Below are 23,980 nucleotides of genomic sequence, written 5' to 3' on the forward strand. Positions count from 1 at the left end.
GCTTGAACAGCGACTCCACCTTGGAAAAACTGGGGCATTTGTTTGAGCATACGATCATTCCGCTGCTTCAGGAATACTTCTACGATGATTATGAGAAGATACGCCTGGTGCTGGGGGACAACAACAAGCCGGTAACAGAACAGTTTATTCATGTGAGCCCCGTCAACATGGCCGAGCTGTTCGGCGATCTGAGTGAGACCGATCTGGAGGATAGCGTGACTTACCGAATAAATCCCCATGCGTTTCGGCAAATCGGCGCTTACCGGAAAATTTACGGCTCCAGCGGTCAGGAATAGGTTGTTCCCATGAATGCGAGGGCGAATCTACCCCATAAGAATCGAAAGGGCGCCGACATTACGCTGAAGGAGTACGGAACCTTGTGCCGAAATCCGGCGGGAGCGGCTTATGGCTACCAATGCATAGACGAGTCCGTATTTGACCGGCTTGAGCGTTTTATTTTGGAAAACCGGGCAGACGGGAAGGGGACCGAGGCTCTGGAGCTGATGACCGTGGCAAGCAGGAAAGGAATCGGTAAAATCATCAGCGCCAAAAACTACGTTGGTGTCATCGCCATGGCGGAGGGGACCCGGATCGAAATTTTGCCTAAGGTGTACACCGGAAATGTAGAAATTTCGATGCTGGAAACCAAGCGAATATTTCTTCACATGTTAAAAACGATCGGCGATATACCGGGCAAGGTGTTCCGCCATACGGATCTCGACGCAGGAAAGAACCACATTCTTGACTTGTTTATCCGGATGTTTATCGACGAGGCGGTAATCCTGGTGAAGCGCGGATTGAAATCGGATTACCGGGAGCATCGGGACAACGAAACGTTTTATAAAGGGAAGCTCCGATTCGCCGAGCATATCAAGCATAATGCCGCCCACAAGGAGCGCTTCTATATCGAATTCGATGAATTCAACGTCGATCGGCCGGAAAACCGGCTGGTCAAAACCACGATCGAGTTGTTGAAGAAGATGAGCCGCAGCCCTGGAAATCGAAAGGATCTCCATATCCTATCGGCCGCCTTCGATCAGGTCGAGATATCCGAACAGCCGGAGAAGGACTGGGCGGGCATATCCCTGGATCGAACGACACAGGAATACCGGACGCTGCTGGAGTGGTGCCGCTTGTTCTTGTCCGGGCTGAGCTTTACGCCGTTTAAAGGCGAAAATAAAGCCTACGCTCTACTGTTTCCGATGGAAAAAATATATGAACGTTACGTGGCCAAGCAGCTTAAAAAAAGACTTTCCCATCCCGATATCAGGGTCAAGACCCAGGACCGAACCCACCGTCTTTTTCAAACTCCGGCGAGGTTTCAACTGAAACCGGACATCGTGGCGCAAGGGCCCGCCGGGGTCGCCGTGCTCGATACGAAGTGGAAAATCCTTTCCCAAGTCAAGGATTACGGCATTTCACAAGCGGATATGTATCAGGCCTATGCCTACGGAAAAAAATACGGAGCGGGCAGGGTCTATCTTTTGTATCCCGGAGTCCCGCGTGTCTCGGAGCTTGAGCCGCCTATCGTTTACGACAGCGGGGACGGTGTGGAGGTCAGGGTTGTGTTTTTGGATTTGGGTTTGCGTACGGACTGCGTGAGCGAGTTGGCTGAAGAGCTGCGGCACCTGGTTTTAACCTAACGGAAAGTAAAGTTGGTTCATGAAAAGAATAGAAATATATGGGAATCCGGTTCTGCATTCAGCAACCGGATTTTCTTGATTCCCAGCCCGATAGCGGCGCCGTTTCGCGATTTGGCTTCGGATCGGGGCCTTCCCTCAATCTTGACTAACCTCAAAGGACGTGGTATTTTAGCTTAACTAAAAGCTCCTGCTTGATAGGCTGACCCATGTCGGCCACTGATCGGCGCGCATTATAGCCTCTTCCATGAATCAAGACGAATCATAAGGGAGTGAAGCTGTTGTCTCGCACTTGGTATCGTCGTCTCCTCTTATCTTACTTTCCTATTTTCCTGATTACCGTAACGATTTTGATTTTTATCGCCTTTCTGTTCGTGAATGAAATCTCCCGCGCGGAGACCAAGAAGGCGGACCGGATCACAAACAACTATCTCGTTGAAAGCCTGCAGCGGACTCTAAAGGAAATTGAGATGGGCGTTTTGAAAGAAGTGGAAAGCAACCCCGGCTACAAGGAATACTTCAACAGAGAGGTCGGCGATACCGCTTCGATGTATGCGGTTGCAGCCAGCCTTCGCAAGCTGTCCGACAATCCCGATTTTATTAAGTCGATCTATCTGTACCGCCAAGCGGATCGGAGCATTCTTACCCAGAATGGACTGAACGATTTGCAGACCTTCGCGGATAAGGCGTGGGTGGAAAAGGTTTTGTCCGAGCGGCAGGAGCAGGGCTGGATGCCGGTCCGGGAATACAAGGACATGTTTGACAAGACGCCCGTTCGCGTTATTTCCATGTACAAGCGGATGCCGCTTCCTTTCGGTTCTCAGGGCATTCTTTTTATCAATGTCAAACTGAGCGGGATCGAACGGATCGTGGACGAAATGGTGGACGGTCAGATTTCCTTTGTGGAAATCCGGGACCGGCAGGGCAACACGATTTACAACGCGCATGCAAAAGGTGAAAGCCGGGGGGAAGGCAAAGTCCTCAACACGATCCATTCGGAGACATTGGACTGGACATTTGTAAGCGGTATCAAGGATGGCAATCTGTTCGGCTGGGTATCCGTGATCTCGTACATCTGGGTCATTCTCGGGCTGATTACGGTAACGGGCGCGGTCGTTTACATCATCTATATTACCCGGAGAAATTACAAGCCGATTCAAGTGATGATGAACCGCATCGAATCGCTGCAGATCCGCAATGCTGAAAGCGGATTCATCCGGGACGAAATGAAGCTGATCGAGAACACCCTGGAGAATCTGATCAACCATACGCTGGATTATGAAAAGCAGCACAAGGAAAATCTGCTCCTGCAGCGGAGCCGGTTGTTCATGGATATTCTTCAGGGAGGACGGATGGACGGCATTCTTCAAAGAATGGAGGAGCTCGGTCCGCTCTCCGGGATTCCCGAGAAGGCAAAATTTTCGGTGGTGATCGCGGAGATTAACCGGTATGACGCCGTTTTCCAGAACACCTATTCGAAAAGGGACCAGAACACTTTAAAATTCGCGCTCATGAATGTGTATCAGGATCTCGCGCGAAACGCGGAGCTGCAAGGCTGGGCGGAATGGGTAACCACGAACCGGGCGGCCATTATTTTTCTGGCGACCGCCAGCGATGCCGAGATGCGGGAGAAGATGCGGATCGTCGCCGACGACTGCCGGCAGTGGGTGGAGAAGCATTTGCGCATCTCCCTGAGCTTCGGCATTGGCTCGATGGCCGACGGCCCGGAAGAGATACGGGATTCGTACAGAGCGGCGGAGGCCGCGCTTCAGCACAAGCTTCTTATGGGCGAAAGCATCATTATGACGGGCGGGGAGAGCGCCCGGACCGATCTGATCGAGACGTACAAGTATATGCAGATGATCGCCGACTTTGTGCGGGAATTTCGGATGTCCAGCGGGAATTGGCGGCTTCGGCTTGAGGAGATTTTCGACTCCTTCCAGTCCGATTTTATGAAGGATGACGATATCCGCTCGTTGATTCAGGCGCTCCTGCAGATGCTCGGCAGGGAAGTGGCCGTAATGTCGGATGAACTGCAGCGGGAATTCGCCGGGGAGAAAGCCGCGAAGCGCCAGCAGGCACTGAAGGAAGCCGAGTCCATCGGCGAATTGAAGGCGCTGCTGTTCGGGGATCTCACGGATGTGTTCCGGACCTATGTATCGGTCAGCGAAACCAAAAGCTACCGTGCGCTGGTGTGCGAAATGAAACAATACATTGAGGAGAATTTTACGAATCCCGATTTGTCGCTCAAACATCTCAGCGATCGTTTCCAAGTCTCCGGAAAATACGCCAGCTATTTGTTCAAAACGGAATTCGATATGAAATTCGTCGATTTTCTGATGGAACTGCGCATGAAAGAAGCGGAAAAGCTGTTGTTGGCAACGGAAGATCCGCTGCAGGAAATCGCCCGGAAGGTGGGCTATGCCAATTCGATCACCTTCGGGAGAGTGTTCAAACGAATTGTGGGCATGACCCCGGGCGATTACCGCAGGGTAAAGCGGTTTACGCTGACCCGGGAATGAGACCGATCATTTTAACGTGCAGGCAGGCTTTGAAGAGAGAACATCCGGCGAAATTCCAACAGCAGCTGCCGCCGATCATGCCCGTGGGCGAATAAGCTCAAAATGATCAGCACCATGCCAGGTTTGATGCAAGTTTCCGCACTGCCGCCAGGCGGTGCCGGAGAAAAACCCGCAGTATGCCGGTAAGATACCTGCCCGAGAAGGGAGGCGGCACACTGCGGGTTTTTCTGTTCATGATTCTGCTTTTCGTTTCGGCCGGGAATCCCCCGTTGATCGGTTTATCGCGAAAACAGTTTATGGAATTCGGTTAACGAGGCGCTGGCGGCGATTTTTGAAAACGGTTTAGCTTCGGAAAAAGGTCAGCCGCAATCCGAAAGGAAGAAAAATCGCCGATTTTCCCGTCCGAAACTGGTTTATTGTCACCGGAACTTTCGGTGTGACATACTAGGGCCATCCCAAGGAAGCGGTAAGGGTGCCGGGCGATTCAGCGTGATACAACACCGCTTAAGCATCATAAGTAGCCTACCGGGAACGAAGGGGACACACTTTACAAAGCACTTGCAAAGGAGATGGGATTATGGCAGTAAAGGCAAGAAAAGGGGTACTTTCAAGGGCGCTGGCATTAGCGATGGCCACGGCGATGACGGTCTCCCTGCTAGCGGGCTGTTCCTCCAAATCCGCCGAAGGAGAAGCGTCTTCAAAGAATGGCGCGGCGGAGTCAGGCAAGAGAGTTACTTTGAAAGTGGAAGTGTTCGATCGGGGGAATTCGCCCGCGCCTCACACGATTACCAACAATTATCTGACTCAATTCGTGCAAAAGGAATTCGGCGATCCGAACAACATCGACGTGCAGTTCGTCCCAATTCAACGATCGGAGGAAGTCACCAAGCTGAACGTTCTGATGGCCAGCGCGTCCGATGTGCCGGACATCGTATTCGTCTATGATTCCAGCGTATTTTACCGGTATGCCCAGCAGGGCGGGTTGACGGAGGTCGGTCCTTTGCTCGATGAGCACGGTCCGAATCTGAAGAAATTCCTCGGCGAGGAAACCCTGCAATACGGCAAACTGGACGGCAAGATGTACGCGATTCCGGGCAAGCGGGCCATCACCGGGCGTTATGCTTCCTATATACGTCAGGATTGGCTCGACGCCCTGAACCTGCCGGCTCCGCAAACGACGGAGGAATTGTACAATACTTTGAAAGCGTTTAAGGAGAAGGACCCCGGCAAAGTGGGCGGCAAAGTCATCCCGATGGGTATGGCGCTGGCTCCCGCCCAGTACGAACCGTTGATCTACTCCTTCATCAAGCCGGTGAAGGGCGATTTGACTTACCCGCAGCGGTATGAGATGCCTTTTCACGAAGGCTTTAAGGATGCCATGAAATTTATGAACAAACTGTACAACGAAGGGTTGATCAGCAAGGATTTCAGTCTGGATGAAGACAAGAGCCAGCTGGTCAAGGATATCCAAAACGGCAATGTGGGCTTTTTCTCCGACGATGTGGACCGTATCTTCTATGACGATGGAATTCTTGACAATCTGCTGAAAAATGTAAGCGGTAGCAAACTCGCCGCGATCGACGCCTATACCAATGCGGAAGGTAAACACGCCAAATCCCGCTATGCTTCCAACGGCCTCTACATCATGATTCCGAAAAGCAGCAAGCGCGCCGTAGAAGCGATTAAATATCTCGATTGGATGGCGTCCGGAGACAACCTGGTTCATATGTACAGCGGGGTGGAAGGCGAAAACTATGAACTGGTTGACGGCATCCCGGTCATGAAGCCCGATGCGCCTCAGGAAGCGGTGGACCGGATTTACAACGGCGGCGACATGGCGATTATCTCCAACGGGAAAAACTTCGGCGATGTGAAGACCAACGAAAAAGCCTGGATTTTCGGCTTCCCGGAACGCAACCAGGAGATGCTGCGGCAATCGATCGATATCGCCAACCAGGACACGATCGGCCCGATCGCTTTCGGCAAACCGATTGAAGCGGAAGCCAAGTACGGCACCGCCCTGCTCGATAAATTGAACGTGATTATCGTAAAAAGCACGATGTGCAAACCGGAGGAATTCGAGCAGGTCTATGAGCAGGAAATGAAAGACTTCATGGCCAAAGGCGGTGCCGAACTGCAAAAAGAGCTTGAGGAGGCGCTCAAAGAGCTGAAATAGCCGGAAGCTGGAAATGACGAATGTCGGGGCGTAAAGACTCATGTCATGCCTTTGCGCCCTTCCTTTTTTCCGGACAGGAGGGGACCAAGTTGAAAGGATCAGCTTATATCAAGCGATATTGGCAGCTGTACGCGCTGCTGTTGCTGCCGATCGTTTATTTTCTGATATTCCGCTACGGGCCGATGTACGGCGTTCAAATCGCTTTTAAAGATTTTAATTTGTTTCAGGGGATCGCGGGCAGCGAATGGATCGGCTTTGACGCCTTCCGCCAGGTCTTCGCCATGCCGGATTTTTACGTGACCTTGCGAAACACGTTCATGCTGAATTTTCTCGATCTGATCGTATCTTTTCCGGCGCCGATCCTCCTGGCAATCATGCTGTTTGAAATGAGATCGGTCTGGTTCAAAAAAATCTCGCAGACCATTCTGTACATCCCCCATTTTATTTCCTGGGTCATCATCGGGGGGATTGTTTACCAACTGTTCGGCAACCAATCCGGCATGATCAATAACCTGTTGATGAACATGGGGCTTGATCCGATCCCTTTTCTTACCGAAAAAAATCCCTGGCTGCTCACCTATTTGTTCACGGGCGTCTGGCAAAGCGCAGGCTGGGGGACCATTCTGTACCTGGCCGCCCTCACCGGCGTCAACAAGGAGCTGTTTGAAGCGGCGGAAGTCGATGGAGCCGGGAGGTTGAAGCGGATCTGGCATATCACCCTGCCCTCGATCAAGCCGACCATCGTGACGCTGTTGATTCTCAACCTGGGCAAAATGATCAGCATCGGCTTCGATCGTCCCTATATTATCGGCAACGTGGCGGTCCGGGAATATTCCGACGTACTTAGCACCTTCGTTTACCGGGTGGGCCTCGAATCGGGGCAATATACGCTGGCTACCGTAGTCGGTTTGTTCCAGGCGGTTGTAGGGCTCGTCTTTATTTTAGGCTCCAACTACATTTCCAAAAAGCTGACCGGAGACGGCATCATGTAGAACCTGTTAGGGAAAGGAGTTGATTTTCGTGAGCGAACGCGCATCCAACCGCATGTTCGAAGCCTTTTTAATCGTTTGTGTTTTTATTTTCGTCATGCTTTGTCTAGCTCCATTCCTGCATATCATTGCGATTTCCTTGAGTTCGAACCGGGCGATCACCTCGGGCGAAGTGACGCTGTTTCCCATCGAGTTCAACTGGGAGGCTTACAGCAAAGTGTTCTCCGATGTATCGATGCTCCGTTCTCTCGGGTTTACGATCATCCTGACCGTGGCGACCACGCTGCTCTGCATGGTGTTTTCGGTCGCCGCCGCCTATCCGCTGACGAAAGGGAATCTCAAGGGACGCCGCTTTTTCATGTATCTGATCATTATCACGATGTTTTTCAGCGGCGGCATCATTCCCGAATATCTCCTGATTCGCGACCTCCATATGATCAACTCGGTATGGTCGCTGATTTTGCCGGGTCTCATCAGCCCGTTCAACCTGATTATTCTCATTTCCTTCTTCAACAATATTCCGCCAAGTCTGGAGGAATCCGCGGAGATCGACGGGAGTTCCCATTTGCACACGCTGATCAAAATCGTGCTTCCCCTTTCCATGCCGGTGCTGGCGACGCTGGCGCTCTTCTACGCCGTCGGCCGCTGGAACGGGTTCCAGGATTCCCTGATGTATATCAATAATCCGGACCTCTATCCGATTCAACTGAAGCTGTACCAGATGGTACAGAACAACATGGTCACGGAATTGACCCAGATGGAAGGCTCGAACAGAACGGCGCTGACCCCGGAAAGCCTCAAGGCGGCCAGCGTGGTGTTCGCCACCGTGCCGATTCTGCTGGTTTATCCCTGGCTGCAAAAGTACTTCGTCAGCGGCGTCATGCTCGGCGCGGTGAAAGGGTAGAAGCAACGGAAGGGGGGATGGGCAATGCAGAACGATAAAGGAACGTATTCATTTTCGACCTGTTGGAATATCAAAAGGCATACGGTTGGACGGGAGATGGTCCGGGAAATCGGGGAGCTCGGCTTTCACTATATCGAGCTGAATTACAACGTAACCCGGGAGATGCTTGCGACGATCGAGCCGATGATCGAGCGGGGGGAAATCGGCGTATCCAGCGTGCACAACACCTTCCCCCATGTCCCCGATCCGGACTACGGCACGGATTCCGTACTGCTCGGGTTCGAGGAGGAAGACAAACGGCAGCGGGCCATCGAGCTGTTGGTGCGGTCCGCGGAGTATGCGCATCGCTACGGGGCGCAGGCGGTCGTCGTCCATCCCGGAGAGGTGCCTATGGCACATGAGACGATCAAAGAACTGGAAAGATTGTACAACGAGTCGGGGAGAGACTCCGAAATGTACCGGACCAAGTGGCGGGAGATGATGGAACGGAGACAGGCGGAGAGCGGCCGATACGTGGATCAAATCTGCCGAAGTTTGGAGGAAGCGAGCGACCGGATCGCGGCCAAGGGCTACAAGGTGGGCTTCGGCATCGAAACCCGCTCCCGCCCGAATCAGATACCAAGTTTACAGGAAGCAAAGATGATCATCGAAAGATTGAAGGGCGCGCCGGTGTACTTGTGGTACGACATCGGGCACGCCACCATGATGGAACGATTGGGCCTGTACGACAACGACAAGGAAATGGACGGGTTGATGGATTCCATCCTGGGGGTCCATATTCACGAAACGATCGGTCTTTCCGACCATTGGTGCCCTTATGTGCACAGCAAGGATATGCGGTCTTTTGACCGTTTCCTGCCCATGATCGAAAAGGCCAAGGTCAAAGTGTATGAGCTGAAAGCGGCATGCCGGCCGGAGGAAATTCACGAGAGCCATGAGCTGATCCTAAGCAAACTACCCGGCGCAGGCGACGGGAGCTTGACGTAATGCGAATATCGGATACGTTCGATCGCGAGAGCGCTTTACGGTATGCGCCCCGGCTGCTTATGGACAAACGGGAGCCCTTCTTCCCCGTGCGGATCGGGGTGACCGCATTTGAAGCGGAAGGGGATTCCCTTTCTTTCCGGCGCCGCATAGCATTCACGGACCCGAAGGTGCAAAGCGTGCTGGAGTACGCGATTTATTATGACTACGACATCCAGCACCTCTACGACCTGGAGCATGTCTGGATTTACATCGGTAAGGAAGGCGAGATTGTGGATGCGGAAGCCAGCTTTCACGGGAAATACCTGAAGGCGCTTCGGTCCGACCGCTCCAATATAAACCATGGCCGGGTGACGCTGTATGTGCAGCCCGGTAAGCATGCGATGGCGCCGCTGGCGGAGCGGTTTGAACGGCTGCCGGATTTCGAGCGCTGCACGATGGAAGAGGCCGGGGCGGACGGGGTCATCTACGGGGACATGTTCGCCGGATTGATCCGGAAGGACCATGAAACCGACCGCCGGGTTCGGGAGCATCTGCAAAAATTCCGCTTCCGGCCTTCCCGGGAATATGAAGAATTTCGCTGGGAAAAGGAAGCGGAGCGGTTCGTTCCGTGGGAGCGATTGTATGCGGAGATTCCCGAGCGCATGCGGAAAGAATTGGCCTTGATCCGCGGATGGTAACACCGGCGTTGGCTGATCGCTGAACTAAACATGGGGGAAGTGAGCAGGATGTACGAAAAACTGGTGGCTGTGAACGATGCCTGGGCGGAGGAAGGAAAGGCCCGTCAAATATTGGAACCGGAAAGCCGCTATTATGGCGGAACGATCGATCCGGCGACAGGCATCGCCTGGGTCAACCATACGACGGGCACACCGACGGTCATGGCCTTTTGGGGGGCGGCTTTGGTCAATCCCAAATCCGCCTTTTACCGGGACGAGGAACTGCTGGAACGGCTCAAGCTGGCGGCGGAATTCGTGCTGCGGCTCCAGCACGAGGACGGCTCCATTTCTCCGGGCTGGACCAACTCCCATTCCCCGCCGGACACGGCCTTTGTCGTCGTCGGTTATGCGCAGTTGGTCCAATTGCTTGCCGGAGATGCCTGGGAGCCGCTGGCCCCCGTCGTGGAACGAATGAAGCTGTTCCTGGAGAGGACGATCCCGGTTCTGCTGACCGGCGGATGCCACACCCCGAATCATCGCTGGGTATTGTGCGCCGCTTTGGGATTTCTTCATGACATCTTCGACCTTGAGGAAGCCGTACGGCGGGCCGACCAGTGGCTGGCCGAAGGGATGGACATCACGCCGGACGGCGAATGGACCGAGCGGAGCAACGGCATTTACAGCGCGGTCAGCGATCTTATGCTGATCCACGCGGCCCGTCTTCTGCGGCGCCCCGCACTGCTTGAGCCGGTCCGCCGGAATTTGCGGATGATGACCTACCTCGTTCATCCGTCCGGTGAAATCGTCACGGATTATTCGGGGCGCCAGGATTTGGGCCAATATCATGATTTGTCGCCGTACTATCTGCCTTATGCGATTCTGGCCCGTCTGGACCGCGATCCGGTGTTTGCCGGCATGGCCCGGCTGGCGGAGGGCGCCCTCACGGGGCCCGGCGTTGTGTCCACCAATGTGCTGGTCCGGATGATGCTGGAGCCCGAATTAAGGCAGCCCGCCGTGGAGCCGGCCCTGATTCCGACCCGTTACGAAAAGCTGCTGAACGGCGAGTTTCTGCGTGCCGGCTATTTGGCCGGGATGGAGGCGGCAGGACATAACGGCCGCGTCTTCCACAGCCGGCTGCATACCGAATTCGGCGCACCGGTGGCCCGCTACCGGGACGGCGATACCAGCGTGACGCTGATGACGGAGACCCCTTCGTTCTTTGCGCTCCGTCACGGCAAAGTCCGGCTTTTGGCGGTTCAGATCGCCTCCTATTTCTACCCCGGCTACATTCCGATGCAGGAAATGACCGTGCTGGAAAACGGCTACAGGCTTGAAGGGGAACAAAAGAAAGGCTATTACGGACCGGTTGCGGAGACGCTGCTCCCCGTCACATCCAGAGAGCCCGTCAGCCCGTGGTATCTTCTGCCCCATCACAGCCGGCTTCTCACCCATGAGCAGAAAATCCGCGTGACGGTGGAGGCGCTCCGTACGGATCGCGGCTGGGAGCTTAAAGTCGGATGCGCGGAGCCGCTGGATGTCATGACCCAAATTTCGCTTGTATTCGGCAGCGAAGGCGAGTTCGTCGCCGGGGAATTTCAGGATAACGGCAGCGATACCTTGCTGTGGAGCGGGGGCGCCGCCCGGTACGAATGCGAAGGGGACTGGGTGGAGCTGACGGGCGGAGAGCTGGCGCATTTATCGACCGGCGTCCGCGAAGCGGGTCTCCCCCCTCACTGCAAAACCCTGCTCGTCAATGTGATGACTCCCTTCGAAAAGACGATCGTCCTTACGCTTTCGCCGGGAACGAAAAGGGAGTAGTGAGGGGAAAACGGGAGCGGGAGCGATTGGCGGTATCGGGTTGAACGGTTTGAAGCGGGAAATCCGCCTTGTCATTGTCGGGTAAACGCGACCAAACGGATAAAGAGATGGAGGGAAAACGAAACGATGGCGGATTATTTGGAACCGCGGGAAAGTATCGGCTACTGGTTGGGGGAAGATCCGGAGAATATTTTGCCCGTCCTCGCCGGACGTTACATCGGCGCGAATCCGCCGCTCCCGTTCGCCTTCCGGGGATTTCGCCGGAACGGCATTTTGCAGACCGGGGACGGCATGTTTGACATGGACCTGACGGCACGCCTGCCCGAGGCCGGACAGGGCGATTACGCTTACGTCTTCGGTCTGGTGTGGAGCGACGACGAGCGCTCGCTGGATACGGGGATCATGCCGCTCGGGCCGATCCGGTTGTACGTGAACGAGCGTCTGCTGTACCGTTCGAGCGCGGTGGATGAACTCGATCCGCAGGCGAAAGCGGTCGTGCCGCTGACGCTGGGGCGCGGCTGGAACACGCTGCTGATCGAGGCCCGCCGTACCGAAGCCGGCTTCGGCTGCCGGTTTGGGGCGGAGGAGGCGAAGGTGCGCATCCTTCAGGTGCTGGCCCCCTTCGCCGAGCGCAAGGAAGAGGCGGGCTGGCTGTATTCCGAGCCCACCGCCGTGCCGCTCTTCGGAGAGCAGGGAAACGGGGCGTTTCCCGACTACCGGCGATCCGAGAAGAGCAGCGGGCTCCGCTGGCTCCCCACGGGGGAGTGGAGCGCGGATCGGATGGCGCGCCCCAACTGTGCGCGGCTCTTCGAAAGCCCGGACGCGGGGAAGCCCGTGTCTGCTCTGGCCTGGAGCCGAATAGACGGGGCCCTGCCGGGCGAGAGAACGGTATGGGAGGGCCGGGTGTGGGGCGCGACCACCTTCTGGCTGGACGGAACCCCTGTCGTCCGCTTGGAGAAGGCGGGCACCTTCCGGGAAGAAGTGACGCTTGGGGAAGGGGGCGGCCAGGTGTTGGTACAGACCGCTTCTTCGGAAGCGGGCTGGGGATTCGAGCTGGAACTGAGCGGTACCCGGGGGCCGATCCCGCTGACCCTGCCCGCCGGGGTTCTCGGGAGCCGGGGCCCTTGGCTGTATGCCGGCCCGCTCGCCCCCGATGTGACGGCCGCCCCGGCGAAGGCTGCTTCTTTGCGGCGGCTGTTCGAGCATGCGGACGGCGGCGAAGGGGCGCATGGCAAGGTGTACTGGTCGCTGGATGCGCCCGGGTGCGCGGTGCGGCCCTTCTACGAAAACGCCATGCTCAGCAACAAGTGGACGACCGGCTCCGCCACCAACTTCGGACGCTGGGATTATCCCCTGGGCGTGACCATGTACGGGTTGCTTCGCGCGGCGGAAACGCTGGAACGAAAGGATATCGCGGATTATGCTTACAGGCATATTACGGTCTGCACCGATTTTTACGACTACGCGTTATGGGACAAAGAAATCTACGGTTTTCCATCCGTCAATCATCAACTGGTGCTGATCCGGATGCTGGATAACTGCGGCTCCTTCGGCTCGGCTATGCTGGAGGCTTATAAGCGCTGCCCGGAACCGGATTTTCTCCGCATTGCCCGCGCCATTGCCGATTTCATCAAAAACCGGCTGGAACGAAGGGACGACGGTGCCTTCTACCGGCTGTGCCCCGGCGAATATGCCGCAAACACGATGTGGGCGGATGATCTGTACATGAGCGGCCCGTTTCTGGTCCGCTACGCCCGGGCGGCGGACGACCCGGCCTGCCTTGACGAGGCCGCCCGTCAATTTTTGCTGTTCCGCCGGTATCTGTTTATGCCGGAGCCGAGGGTTATGTCCCATGTGTTTGATTTTAAGGTGGGCAAAGCCACCAAAATTCCCTGGGGAAGGGGCAACGGGTGGACGGTGTTTTCCCTTTCCGAAATTTTGGAGGCGCTGCCTCCGGAGCATAAGGACCGGGCGGAGCTGCTGGACTTCTTCGGTGAGCTCTGCGGCGGCATCGCCGCCTTGCAGGGCGAATCCGGGCTTTGGCGGCAGGTGCTGACCGAGGAGGATGCTTATGAAGAAGCCTCCTGTACGGCGATGTTCGCCTATGCTTTCGCCCGGGGCGTCCGTTTCGGCTGGCTGCCGAAAGACGGTTACGGCGCAGCCGCCATCCGGGCCTGGCGGGGACTGGTGCGGGAGGCCATCGACCGCCAAGGCAACGTCCATGGCGTGTGCAGCGGGTCGAGGTACTCTTTTACCCCGGATTATTACAAATATGATCTAAGGACCGTGATCAACGACAACCATGGCATCGGCATTATGATGCTGGCCGGCGTGGAGGTCGGGAAGATGAAGGAAGGCCTGGGCCTTCTGCTTCGGGACGAACGCGGCGCGTCCGCGGATGAAAAGTAAAAAAGGAGATGGAGCGCGATGTCTGAGCAAACGGGAACGCTGCGCTTGACGATGGCTCAAGCCTTGCTGAAGTTTATGGAGAACCAGTACCTTGAGGCGGACGGGGAGGAAATTCCTTTTTTTAAAGGCGTGATGGGCATCTTCGGCCACGGCAATGTGACCGGTTTGGGCGAAGCCCTGGAGCAGGGAAAAGGACGGCTTGTCTTCATCCAGGGGAAAAACGAGCAGGGGATGGTGCATGCCGCCGCCGCTTTTGCCAAACAGACCAACCGGCGGCAGATCTTTGCCTGTACCGCATCCATCGGGCCGGGATCGCTGAATATGGTGACGGCCGCGGCGGCGGCCACCGTCAACCGGATTCCGGTCCTGCTTCTGCCCGGAGACCATTTCGCCTGCCGCCAGCCGGATCCGGTGCTTCAGCAAATGGAGGTGGGCAGCGATTACACCGTCTCCGCGACGGACGCCTTCAAGCCGGTCAGCCGCTATTGGGACCGGATTACCCGGCCCGAGCAGCTGATGGCGGCCGCCCTCCAGGCTATGCGGGTGCTGACGGACCCGGCGGAGACCGGAGCGGTGACGCTGGCGCTGCCCCAGGATGTGCAGGCGGAAGCGTACGACTATCCGGCTTCCTTCTTCGCGAAGCGGGTGCACGCGCCGGACCGCCGGCCTCCCGCGGCCGCCAGCCTGAAGCGGGCCGCCGAGAGGGTCGCGGCCGCCCGCCGCCCGCTGATCATCGCCGGCGGCGGCGTTCACTATGCGGGGGCGATTCGGGAGCTGACCGATTTTGCCGAAGCTTTCGGCATCCCCGTCGGGGAAACGCAGGCCGGCAAAAGCGCCATGAGCTGGCGCCATCCTTTAAGCGTCGGCGGCATCGGCGTGCTCGGCACCAAGGCGGCCAATGTGCTCGCCCGGGATGCGGATCTGATCATCGGCGTCGGCACCCGGTATTCCGATTTTACCACCGCGTCCAAATGGCTGTTCCGCCATCCGCAGGTGTCTTTTTTAAACCTGAATGTTCAGGGGGCCGACGGGATCAAGATGGACGGCTTGCCCTTGATCGCCGATGCGAAGGAAAGTCTGCCCGCGCTTAAGGCGGTTCTTTCCGCCATGTCGTATCGAAGCGGCTATGACCCCGATGAGCTGGCGAGGCTTAAAGCGGAGTGGGACGCGGAGGTGGACCGGCTCTATGCGGACGAAGCGGAGGGCGGCTTGTCGCAGACCCGGGCGCTCGGCATCATCAATCAGACGATCGATCCGGAAGCGGTCATCGTAAACGCGGCGGGCAGTTTGCCGGGAGATCTGCAGCGGCTGTGGCGCTCCGTCCACCCGAAAACCTACCATATGGAATACGGCTTTTCGACCATGGGATACGAGGTGAGCGGCGCGTTCGGCGTCGCCTTGACGGAGCCCGGCCGGGACGTTTATGCCCTGGTGGGTGACGGCAGTTATTTGATGCTGCATTCGGAAATGATCACGAGCCTGCAGGAGCGGCGGAAGATCACCATCCTGCTTTTTGACAACCATGGATATCAATGCATTCACAACCTGCAGCGGGAAAACGGCAGCGGCGGTTTCGGCAACGAATTCCGCTACCGCAGCCCGGAAACGGGAAGCTTGAGCGGGGATTATCTGACCTTCGATTTCGCGACCCATGCCCGGAGTCTGGGCGTGAAGGCCTACAGCGCGACAACGGCGGAGGAACTGGAAGCCGCGCTGAAGCTCGCCAAGGAAGAGGAGGCCACCACGCTGATCGCGATTTCCGTTCTGCCGGGAACCCATACCGGGGGATACGAGTCCTGGTGGCGGGTCGGCGTGCCGGAGCATTCCTCCTCGAACGAGGTCAACGCGGCACATCGGCGGATGCTGCAAAGAACCGGAGAAGCCCGGCCTTTCTAAAATTCGATCGTAAAGGAGCAGGTTATCCATGGAAAAATGGAGCTTTAAGCTGGGCGCCCATCCCATCAACTGGGTAGGCGAAGATGTCGAAGAGCATGGCGCGGATACTTCCTATGAACAAATTCTGGACGACATGCAGGCTCTGGGGTTGAAGGGAACGGAAATGGGCCGCAAGTATCCCCGGGACCCGGCGGTGCTTCGCCGGGAACTGGATTCACGCGGCATTCAGCTCGTGTCCCAATGGAAATCGGTGCGGTTCTCCGATCCGTCCCGGCGAGCGGCGGAGCTGGAAGCTTACCGGCGGCATGCGGATTTTCTGGCCGGCTTCGGCAGCAAGGTGATCAGCACCTGCGAGACGGGAGGTTCTTTTTTTGCCGATGCTTTAGGAGCAGGGGGCGCGGGCGGGGCTCCGCCGCGGGGCCTGGACGACGAGGGCTGGAAGCATCTGGCCGAGGGGCTGAACGAAGCGGGGAGAATCGCTCAAAGCTTCGGTCTCAAGCTGGCCTATCATCATCATGCCGGCACCGCGGTGGAACGGCCTCATGAAATCGAAAGGTTGATGGAGACGACCGATCCGAATCTGGTCTATCTGCTGTTTGATACCGGCCATGCTTTGTACGGCGGGGCCGATCCGCTTGAATTGTTGCGCACCCATTCCGATCGCGTGGCTTACGTTCACTTGAAGGATGTCCGTCCCGGGGTGCTTGCGGCCGCCCGGGAAGAAGGCTGCGATTTTATCACCTGCATTCGCCGGGGCGTCTTTACCGTCCCGGGGGACGGGTGCATCGATTTCGCCCCGATTGTCCGGGAACTGGAGAGTCGCGGTTATCAAGGCTGGGCGATGCTGGAGGGAGAGCAGGATCCGGCAGCGCACCCTCCTTATGAATACGCCAAACGGTCGATGGAATATCTGTATTCCCTTTGAACCGAGGGGGAGAAGAGAACGGGAACGGAGGAATCAGGATGGGGAAGACGGTAAAAGTGGGGATTATCGGAGCCGGCCGGATCGGCAAAATCCATGCGGAACATTTACTGCGGCTGGATGACGCGGAGGTGGCGGCGATCAGCGATCCGTTAGCCGGCGGGGAACTGGAAGCCTGGGCCGCCAAGCGGGGAATCCGGCGAATTACGACCGACAGCGGGGAGGTGATCGGGGATCCGGAGATCGATGCCGTGTTCATTTGCTCGCCGACGAATACCCATGTGCCGCTGACCTTGGCGGCTGCCGCCGCGGGGAAGCATATTTTTTGCGAGAAGCCGGTCAGCATGGATTTGCAGCGGACCCAGGAGGCGTTGGAAGCGGTGCGGCGCGCCGGAGTCATGATGCAAATCGGGTTTAACCGCCGGTTTGACCATAATTTCAAACGGGTCCGCGAGCTGGTGCGGGAAGGCCGGATCGGCGAACCGCAGATCATCAAAATCACCTCGCGCGACCCTTCTCCGCCCGCTGCGGATTATATCCGGCGTTCGGGAGGGCTGTTCATGGACATGGCGATCCATGACTTCGATATGGCGCGTTTCCTGGCGGGCAGCGAAGTCGAGGAGGTTTACGCCAAAGGCGCGGTATTGGTGGACCCGGTGTTTGCCGAATACGGCGATGTGGACACGGCGATCACGACGCTGCGGTTCAAAAACGGGGCAATCGGAGTGATCGACAACAGCCGCCGCGCCGTGTACGGGTATGACCAACGCGTGGAGGTTTTTGGATCAGGCGGAAGCGTCACGGCGGACAATGATTTTCCGAACTCCGTGGTGATCAGCCATGGAGAAGGCGTTGTCCGCGAGAAGCCCCTTTACTTTTTTCTGGAGCGATATAAGGAGGCTTTCTTGGAGGAGATTCGGGGGTTTATAGATAGCATCCGTACGGGGAGCCCGGTGGAGGTCGACGGTTTTGACGGGCTTCAGGCCGAACGGATCGCCCATGCCGCCAAACGCTCGGCCCGGCTCGGTCGTCCGGTGCTGCTCAACGAACTGGAACCGGCGGGAAAACAACATCCATAGCGGAGGTGGAAGCATGTCGCAATATTTGATCTCGGCTGCTCGGGAGCCGGATAAATCCGGACGCATTCTGTCCGTGACGCCGGAATCGGCACAATGGAAGTATGTGGGTTTCGAAGTGTACCGGCTGCGGCCCGGCCAGACCCTGAGTCAGGAAACCGGGGACCAGGAAGCTTGCATCGTCCTTCTCAGCGGTAAAGCGGACGTGAGTGCCGGGGATGAAGGGTGGACGGGAATCGGGCGGCGGATGAGTGTGTTCGAGAAAACTCCTCCTTACTCCGTCTACGTTCCTTCCGGCACCCGTTTTACCGTCGGCGCGTCGACCGAGCTGGAACTGGCGATATGCCGGGCGCCCGGCCGGGGGACGCTGTCGCCCCGGTTGATTGCGCCCGAAGCGGTGGGCGTGGAGCACCGGGGCAGCGGCAGTATGGGCCGGCTGGTTCATAACATCCTGCCGGAGCAGGAGCCGGCCGACAGTCTGCTCGTTGTCGAAGTGTTCACCCCCGGCGGACACTGGTCCAGCTACCCGCCCCACAAGCATGACCGTGACGATCTCCCGGAAGAATCGCTGCTCGAGGAAACCTATTATTTCCGGGTCGTCCCCGAGCAGGGATTTGCTGTGCAGCGGATTTACACGGAGGACCTGTCGATCGACGAAACGCTGACGGTTCGGGACGCGCAAACGGTATTGGTACCGAAGGGCTATCATCCCGTTTCCGCGCCGCCCGGCTACGAAGTCTACTATCTTAACGTTATGGCGGGCCCGCACCGGACCTGGAAGTTTTTCAACGATCCGGGGCATGCCTGGCTGATGGAGCGGAAAGGTTGAATATTTTATTTTCCCCTGTCTGGTAGTTTGCGAGAAATATTTACACAGCGTGCCCGCCCTTACGGCGGGCTTTGTTGTTGCTGTGTTGCTGCTGCTCCCGCTCCCGCTGTTACCAATGTTACCAATATTACCATTGTTGCTATGCCTGCTCATGCCGCCTGCCGATGGAACTCCACTGTTATGCTATACTTTGAATAAACGGGGGTTGCCTGCTTTTGACAAGACTGTGGGTTAGGTGGTGCCTAATTTGTACGCTTTGCTGCCAGCCGGTTTATTGATCGTCTATCTGGTCTGCTTGCATACCGTATTTTCAAAGAAAATAACACGCCGGCACCAAGGAAAGCACGAATACGGGATGGGCGTTTTGTTTGTATTGGTCATGAATTGGATCTATACCTTCTTAAATGCAGTACCCTTCGGATTTTTTGCGTTTTCCGCGATTTTCGGGAAGCCCCCTATGATTCTGGCGGGAAGTCTGCTGTTCCTTGTCCTGACATTGTGTCAGCACGCCCTGGCAACCTACTATAAAACATACGCGGGATACGTGGTTTGGGCGTACCTGTTGTTTTTGGGCGGAGTGGGGTGCTACATTTTATCTCTTTATGCGGCGTGACAGGATAAATAACGGGAATTTTTCCCGCTAAATTGGTGGCTAGGTGGTTGGGAAGGCAAAATAGCTGGAAAACCTCCCGCTATTTTACCCGAAAGTGCGTAAATCGGCGATTGCGCCGTAAAATAGCTGGAACTTTTCCAGCTAAATCGGATTTAAAGGGCAAAGGCGAAAATTTAACATGAGTTTTTCCCGTTAATACGTACCAATAAAATATGAAGCAGGTGGGACGCTCCATGAAAGTATACCTGAAAAAAGGCGCAGATCATGAATTTGCGAATCACAATTTTTATGCCGCGTATGACGGATTTAAGCAGATGGGTTTCGAATTGCGTTATTTTCAAGATGTAAGTGAATTGTCCGATCATCAAAAGGAAGACATCGTGGTTGGTTATGTCGATGACGTCAGATCCATGCTCCGTAAATACGATATTACCGCACCCGAGATGGATTACCCAGAAGAGCTAACGGGCTATTTAGGCCGAAAAGTGTGGAAATCAAAGCTGAGTACGATTGCTAATCATCCGGAAAATTGGAACGTATTCGTTAAACCGGTCGAAGATAAGAAATTTACCGGGGTTGTGGTCAGAAGCACAAGGGATCTAGTCGGAAGCGGGTCTTATGGTGAGGATCCCGAAGTATGGTGCTCGGAAGTCGTCAAATTCCAAGCGGAGTGGAGATGCTTCGTGAGGTATGGACAGATTTTGGATGCTCGCAGGTACAGAGGAGACTGGAGACTACATTTTGATTCTCAAATCCTACATAACATGGTTACCCAGTTCCGGTCGGCCCCGAGCGGATATGCGGTCGATATCGGATTGACGGAACAAGGGGAGACCTTGCTGATTGAAGTGAATGACGGGTATGCGCTCGGACATTACGGCTTGTTAAGCCTGGACTATGCGAAGTTGCTGGCGGCAAGATGGGCGGAATTAACGAGTACAGCGGATGAATGTGATTTTTGATCTTGAATGAAGGAGGGCAATCAAATATGCGGCAAGAAACCGTTAGGGTTCGTCATGCCAGAGGGAGAGGGGCGGCAGATGATATGATAAGGCATTGATTTGCTAGATTTTATAAAGAGTTATTGTTACAATGCGATTAAATTTACACTTTGAAGAGTGGTGTCCCTAATTGTCAATTCAACTTCCAATCGATGAGATCAAGGCTATGTGCGGTACGACGAGCTATCAGAGAGGGGTGGAATATTACCGTGCAGGACGCGTCGTGAATTTTCAATGTAATGAAGACGAAGGGTATTATTCCGCACGCGTAAAAGGCTCCGGCTCAAAATTATACGATGTTTCTGTTTATGTGGAGGAAGATGAAGTAATTGAGGCGGATTGCAACTGTCCGGCTTTTTTGAGTTCCTACTATTACTGCAAACACGTTGGCGCTTTGCTTCTGGCTATGAAAGATGCGAACGAAGCCGCTTCTTCCCATCCCGATCCATGGATGCAGAGAATGAGCCATTTTCTTGACTCCACTGCCTCGGGCCACAATTCGAAATCGAGCGCAATTGCTGTAATGGAGATGATCTCCCTTTTTAAAAATAACCTACAGCCATCAAGAGAAGTCTATCCATCGGCACCTATCAAGTCTAAGGATGATTTGCAGCTCGAATATTTCCTCAAGTTGACAAACTCTTATCAGGGAGGTCAACTGTTTCTGGAAATGAAAGTGGGGGTCAAGAGACTTTATGTGGTCCAAAAAATAAAGCAGTTTCTCAAGGCTGTGGAACTGGGCCAATCGATGGTTTTCACCAAACTGTTCAGTTATGACCCGGAAATCCATCGGATCTCGGAGCGGGAGAAGGCTGTGCTGAACGAGTTGATTGAAATCATGAACATCGAGGAATTTTATCGCAGTTCAGCCCCTTATTACATTAGTGATGGAGCGAATGCAAGAGCCGTTGCCATCTCTCCCCAGACATGGGCCCGACTTGCTCCGATGCTGGAACAGGTGAATTGCTTGATCCAGCCAGGTATGGCAAACCCGGTGAAGTTTCATCTGCTGTCCGGCCCGCTTCCGCTTGAATATAAGCTGGACCAGCAGGCCAAAGGTAAAGATTACATGATGAGGATCAGCAATTTAAACGATCTGATCCTTTTGCCAGCCTATGAAATTGCAGGATATCAAGGGGCTGTGTATAAGCTGGAAGCCAATGAAGTCCGATTGCTCTCTATGCTGAAAAGTACGTTGAATAAATACTTATCTGACAATACGCTACACATCCCCGTCGAACAGATCGCTCCCTTCGTGCAAACCGTCGTTCCCGGATTGCGCAAAATAGGCAACCTATCAATCGGAACTGACATCTCCGGGCGGATTGTTGAACCGAAGTTGTACCCGAAGCTGTATCTGGATATTCAGGATGAAGTACTGACCGCGCGTCTGGAGCTTGACTATGAGGGGACAATCATTGTCCCGGATCTGAAGGACAGCGTGCCGACCGGACAAGCTCTTGCAGAAAACACGGATCAGATTCTGATGAGGGACATCCAGGCGGAGCAGCGGCTGATCGGCATGCTGGATCAGTCCCCGCTCAAGCGGTCGGACAACAGCTGGTCCGCCGAAGGTGCGGATGTAATTTATGAAATGTTGTTCTATGTTCTGCCGCGACTGGAGGACGAGATGGAGATTTATTTGTCCTCGGCCGTCAAGTCGATGTTCACGGACCGGAAGAGCCGCCCGAGAATCAAGGCCGACCTTGGCAGCAATCTGGATTGGCTCGAAATTTCGTTCGAGCTGGACGGAGTCGATGAGAAGGAATTGCGCCGGATTATGCGGAGTATCGTGGAGAAGAAGAAATATTACCGGCTGAGCAGCGGCGCCTTTCTGTCCCTGGAGGAGGAAGAGTATGCCAGCTTCGGCCAAATGGCCGACCAGCTGGGTCTCGGCAAAACCGATCTGCGCGGCAACAAGATCAAGGTTCCGGCGGTTCGGGCTTTGCAATTGCCTGACCGCGGCGAATTGAACAAAAGCGTGAGCTGGGGCAAGGCTTTGCGCAAATTCCTCAACGATGTCCGCGACCCGGAACGGATGGAGTTCGAGGTGCCGGAGGAGCTCGGGAACGTGCTCCGCGACTATCAGGTACAGGGATTCCAGTGGCTGAAAATGCTGGCGCATTACCGCTTCGGCGGCATTTTGGCGGATGATATGGGACTGGGCAAAACGCTGCAGAGTATCGCCTATATTGTTTCCGAACGCCAAGAGGCTGCCGGGAAAGAACGGACTCAGACACTGATCGTGGCACCTTCCTCGCTGACCTATAATTGGGAGAATGAATTTGCCCGATTTGCTCCGGATTTACGTGTTCTGGTCGTAGCAGGGCTGAAGGCGGAGCGGAATGAGCTTCTGAAAGATATCGATGAAGCCGACGTTATCGTCACTTCCTATCCCTTGCTGCGAAGAGATATTGAGGTTTATCGGGATCGGACGTTTGCCAGCCTGATTCTGGATGAAGCACAGGCGATCAAAAATGCTGGCTCCCAGACGGCGCAAGCGGTCAAAGAACTCCAGGCGACCCGGAAATTTGCTTTGACGGGGACGCCGATTGAAAATTCGATGGATGAACTGTGGTCCATTTTTGATGCGGTATTTCCCGGTCTGTTTCCGAGTCAACCGTCTTTTCGCCAGCTGTCTTCCGAGCGGGTTTCGCGGATGGTGCGTCCGTTTATTTTGCGCCGGATGAAAAAAGATGTGCTGACCGAGCTGCCCGACAAGATTGAAACCGTGCAGCGTCCGGAATTGACGCCGGAGCAGAAGAAACTGTACGCGGCCTATCTGGCCAAGCTTCAGGAAGATACGGCCAAGGATTTGGCCGAGGAAGGCTTCCAGAAAAGCCGCATGAAAATTTTGGCCGGGATTACACGGCTGCGCCAGCTGTGCTGCCACCCCGCCTTGTTTGTCGAGGGCTATACGGGAGATTCCGGCAAGATGCAGCATTTGGAAGAAACCATCGGGGAATGCCTGTCTTCTGGAAAAAGGCTGCTTGTTTTCTCGCAATTTTCCAGCATGCTGCAACTGATTCGCGCAAGGCTGGAAGCGGCGGGCAGGAAGTTGTTTTATCTGGATGGACAGACCCCTGCGGCCGATCGGGTTGATATATGCCGGCGGTTTAATGAGGGGGAGGGAGACATTTTTCTCATTTCGCTGAAAGCGGGTGGAACCGGACTCAACCTCACCGGGGCGGATACGGTAATCCTGTATGATTTGTGGTGGAATCCGGCTGTGGAGGAACAAGCGATCGGCCGGGCACACCGGATGGGACAGAAGCATGTGGTGCAAGTCATTCGTCTCGTTACCGAAGGTACCATCGAAGAGAAGATGCTTGAGCTCCAAAAGCGCAAAAAAGATCTGATTGAGGAAGTTATCGAATCCAACAACAATACGGCGGGCACCCTGACGGAAGAGGATATCCGGGAACTGCTGATGGTGTAGGAAGACCGGAGACAAATGGACATCGATTCTCTTGCGAACGCCGGAGAATACCCCGTATGTCGCTACTCACGAATCGGGGCTCCATCACAACTATTATTTCGGG

Annotated in this window: 18 protein-coding genes; all 18 read left to right on the forward strand. The window is 55.5% G+C overall.

Annotation, left to right across the window (positions count from 1 at the left end):
- Positions 1 to 2: 2 nt before the first annotated feature.
- Positions 3 to 296 (forward strand): hypothetical protein, encoded by a 294-nt coding sequence (locus tag FRY98_RS28905; protein WP_225039197.1) that lies wholly within the window; start codon positions 3 to 5, stop codon positions 294 to 296.
- 9 nt (positions 297 to 305) lie between these two features.
- Positions 306 to 1,643: an McrC family protein gene (locus tag FRY98_RS08540; RefSeq protein WP_148451350.1), complete on the forward strand. Its 1,338-nt coding sequence runs from the start codon at positions 306 to 308 to the stop codon at positions 1,641 to 1,643.
- A gap of 278 nt (positions 1,644 to 1,921) precedes the next feature.
- Entirely contained in the window at positions 1,922 to 4,162 is a 2,241-nt protein-coding gene (locus tag FRY98_RS08545; RefSeq protein WP_148451351.1) for a helix-turn-helix domain-containing protein, read from the forward strand.
- 176 nt (positions 4,163 to 4,338) lie between these two features.
- Positions 4,339 to 4,473, forward strand: coding sequence for a hypothetical protein (locus tag FRY98_RS29190; RefSeq protein ID WP_263639131.1), 135 nt, complete (start codon positions 4,339 to 4,341; stop codon positions 4,471 to 4,473).
- 266 nt (positions 4,474 to 4,739) lie between these two features.
- Positions 4,740 to 6,338, forward strand: a complete 1,599-nt coding sequence (locus tag FRY98_RS08550) for an extracellular solute-binding protein (protein ID WP_148451352.1) — start codon at positions 4,740 to 4,742, stop codon at positions 6,336 to 6,338.
- 89 nt (positions 6,339 to 6,427) lie between these two features.
- A complete protein-coding gene (locus FRY98_RS08555; protein ID WP_148451353.1) occupies positions 6,428 to 7,330 on the forward strand; it encodes an ABC transporter permease in 903 nt (300 codons plus the stop codon).
- Between the two features lie 28 nt (positions 7,331 to 7,358).
- Entirely contained in the window at positions 7,359 to 8,231 is an 873-nt protein-coding gene (locus tag FRY98_RS08560; protein WP_148451354.1) for a carbohydrate ABC transporter permease, read from the forward strand.
- Between the two features lie 24 nt (positions 8,232 to 8,255).
- Positions 8,256 to 9,218: a sugar phosphate isomerase/epimerase family protein gene (locus FRY98_RS08565; protein ID WP_148451355.1), complete on the forward strand. Its 963-nt coding sequence runs from the start codon at positions 8,256 to 8,258 to the stop codon at positions 9,216 to 9,218.
- Complete coding sequence (locus FRY98_RS08570) at positions 9,218 to 9,895, forward strand: hypothetical protein (RefSeq protein ID WP_148451356.1); 678 nt, start codon at positions 9,218 to 9,220, stop codon at positions 9,893 to 9,895. The genes FRY98_RS08565 and FRY98_RS08570 overlap by 1 nt, the downstream gene beginning before the upstream one ends.
- 48 nt (positions 9,896 to 9,943) lie before the next feature.
- Positions 9,944 to 11,692 carry a prenyltransferase/squalene oxidase repeat-containing protein gene (locus FRY98_RS08575; RefSeq protein WP_148451357.1) on the forward strand — a complete coding sequence of 583 codons (1,749 nt, stop codon included), beginning with the start codon at positions 9,944 to 9,946 and terminating at the stop codon, positions 11,690 to 11,692.
- A 126-nt stretch (positions 11,693 to 11,818) separates the two neighbouring features.
- Positions 11,819 to 14,101: a glycoside hydrolase family 88/105 protein gene (locus tag FRY98_RS08580; protein WP_148451358.1), complete on the forward strand. Its 2,283-nt coding sequence runs from the start codon at positions 11,819 to 11,821 to the stop codon at positions 14,099 to 14,101.
- Between the two features lie 18 nt (positions 14,102 to 14,119).
- Positions 14,120 to 15,997: a 3D-(3,5/4)-trihydroxycyclohexane-1,2-dione acylhydrolase (decyclizing) gene (iolD, locus tag FRY98_RS08585; RefSeq protein WP_148451359.1), complete on the forward strand. Its 1,878-nt coding sequence runs from the start codon at positions 14,120 to 14,122 to the stop codon at positions 15,995 to 15,997.
- A gap of 28 nt (positions 15,998 to 16,025) precedes the next feature.
- Positions 16,026 to 16,922, forward strand: coding sequence for a myo-inosose-2 dehydratase (gene iolE, locus FRY98_RS08590; protein ID WP_148451360.1), 897 nt, complete (start codon positions 16,026 to 16,028; stop codon positions 16,920 to 16,922).
- Positions 16,923 to 16,960: 38 nt separating this feature from the next.
- A complete protein-coding gene (iolG, locus tag FRY98_RS08595) occupies positions 16,961 to 17,998 on the forward strand; it encodes an inositol 2-dehydrogenase (RefSeq protein ID WP_148451361.1) in 1,038 nt (345 codons plus the stop codon).
- A gap of 13 nt (positions 17,999 to 18,011) precedes the next feature.
- The gene (gene iolB, locus FRY98_RS08600; protein ID WP_148451362.1) at positions 18,012 to 18,824 is read left to right on the forward strand and encodes a 5-deoxy-glucuronate isomerase; all 813 of its coding nucleotides are present in this window, start codon (positions 18,012 to 18,014) and stop codon (positions 18,822 to 18,824) included.
- A 247-nt stretch (positions 18,825 to 19,071) separates the two neighbouring features.
- A complete protein-coding gene (locus FRY98_RS08605) occupies positions 19,072 to 19,437 on the forward strand; it encodes a hypothetical protein (protein ID WP_148451363.1) in 366 nt (121 codons plus the stop codon).
- A 233-nt stretch (positions 19,438 to 19,670) separates the two neighbouring features.
- The gene (locus tag FRY98_RS08610; RefSeq protein WP_148451364.1) at positions 19,671 to 20,399 is read left to right on the forward strand and encodes an ATP-grasp domain-containing protein; all 729 of its coding nucleotides are present in this window, start codon (positions 19,671 to 19,673) and stop codon (positions 20,397 to 20,399) included.
- A gap of 205 nt (positions 20,400 to 20,604) precedes the next feature.
- Positions 20,605 to 23,877, forward strand: a complete 3,273-nt coding sequence (locus FRY98_RS08615; RefSeq protein ID WP_148451365.1) for a DEAD/DEAH box helicase — start codon at positions 20,605 to 20,607, stop codon at positions 23,875 to 23,877.
- Positions 23,878 to 23,980: the final 103 nt, after the last annotated feature.

Source organism: Paenibacillus faecis, from assembly GCF_008084145.1.
GTDB lineage: Bacteria > Bacillota > Bacilli > Paenibacillales > Paenibacillaceae > Fontibacillus > Fontibacillus faecis.

Excerpts from the sequence above, each read along its gene's own strand:
- FRY98_RS08570 (WP_148451356.1), top strand. The coding sequence starts at position 9,218 with ATGCGAATATCGGATACGTTCGATCGCGAGAGCGCTTTACGGTATGCG.
- FRY98_RS08540 (WP_148451350.1), top strand. The coding sequence starts at position 306 with ATGAATGCGAGGGCGAATCTACCCCATAAGAATCGAAAGGGCGCCGAC.
- iolD (WP_148451359.1), top strand. The coding sequence starts at position 14,120 with ATGTCTGAGCAAACGGGAACGCTGCGCTTGACGATGGCTCAAGCCTTG.
- iolG (WP_148451361.1), top strand. The coding sequence starts at position 16,961 with ATGGGGAAGACGGTAAAAGTGGGGATTATCGGAGCCGGCCGGATCGGC.
- FRY98_RS08565 (WP_148451355.1), top strand. The coding sequence starts at position 8,256 with ATGCAGAACGATAAAGGAACGTATTCATTTTCGACCTGTTGGAATATC.
- FRY98_RS08580 (WP_148451358.1), top strand. The coding sequence starts at position 11,819 with ATGGCGGATTATTTGGAACCGCGGGAAAGTATCGGCTACTGGTTGGGG.
- iolE (WP_148451360.1), top strand. The coding sequence starts at position 16,026 with ATGGAAAAATGGAGCTTTAAGCTGGGCGCCCATCCCATCAACTGGGTA.
- FRY98_RS08615 (WP_148451365.1), top strand. The coding sequence starts at position 20,605 with ATGTGCGGTACGACGAGCTATCAGAGAGGGGTGGAATATTACCGTGCA.
- FRY98_RS08575 (WP_148451357.1), top strand. The coding sequence starts at position 9,944 with ATGTACGAAAAACTGGTGGCTGTGAACGATGCCTGGGCGGAGGAAGGA.
- iolB (WP_148451362.1), top strand. The coding sequence starts at position 18,012 with ATGTCGCAATATTTGATCTCGGCTGCTCGGGAGCCGGATAAATCCGGA.
- FRY98_RS08550 (WP_148451352.1), top strand. The coding sequence starts at position 4,740 with ATGGCAGTAAAGGCAAGAAAAGGGGTACTTTCAAGGGCGCTGGCATTA.
- FRY98_RS29190 (WP_263639131.1), top strand. The coding sequence starts at position 4,339 with ATGCCGGTAAGATACCTGCCCGAGAAGGGAGGCGGCACACTGCGGGTT.
- FRY98_RS08610 (WP_148451364.1), top strand. The coding sequence starts at position 19,671 with ATGAAAGTATACCTGAAAAAAGGCGCAGATCATGAATTTGCGAATCAC.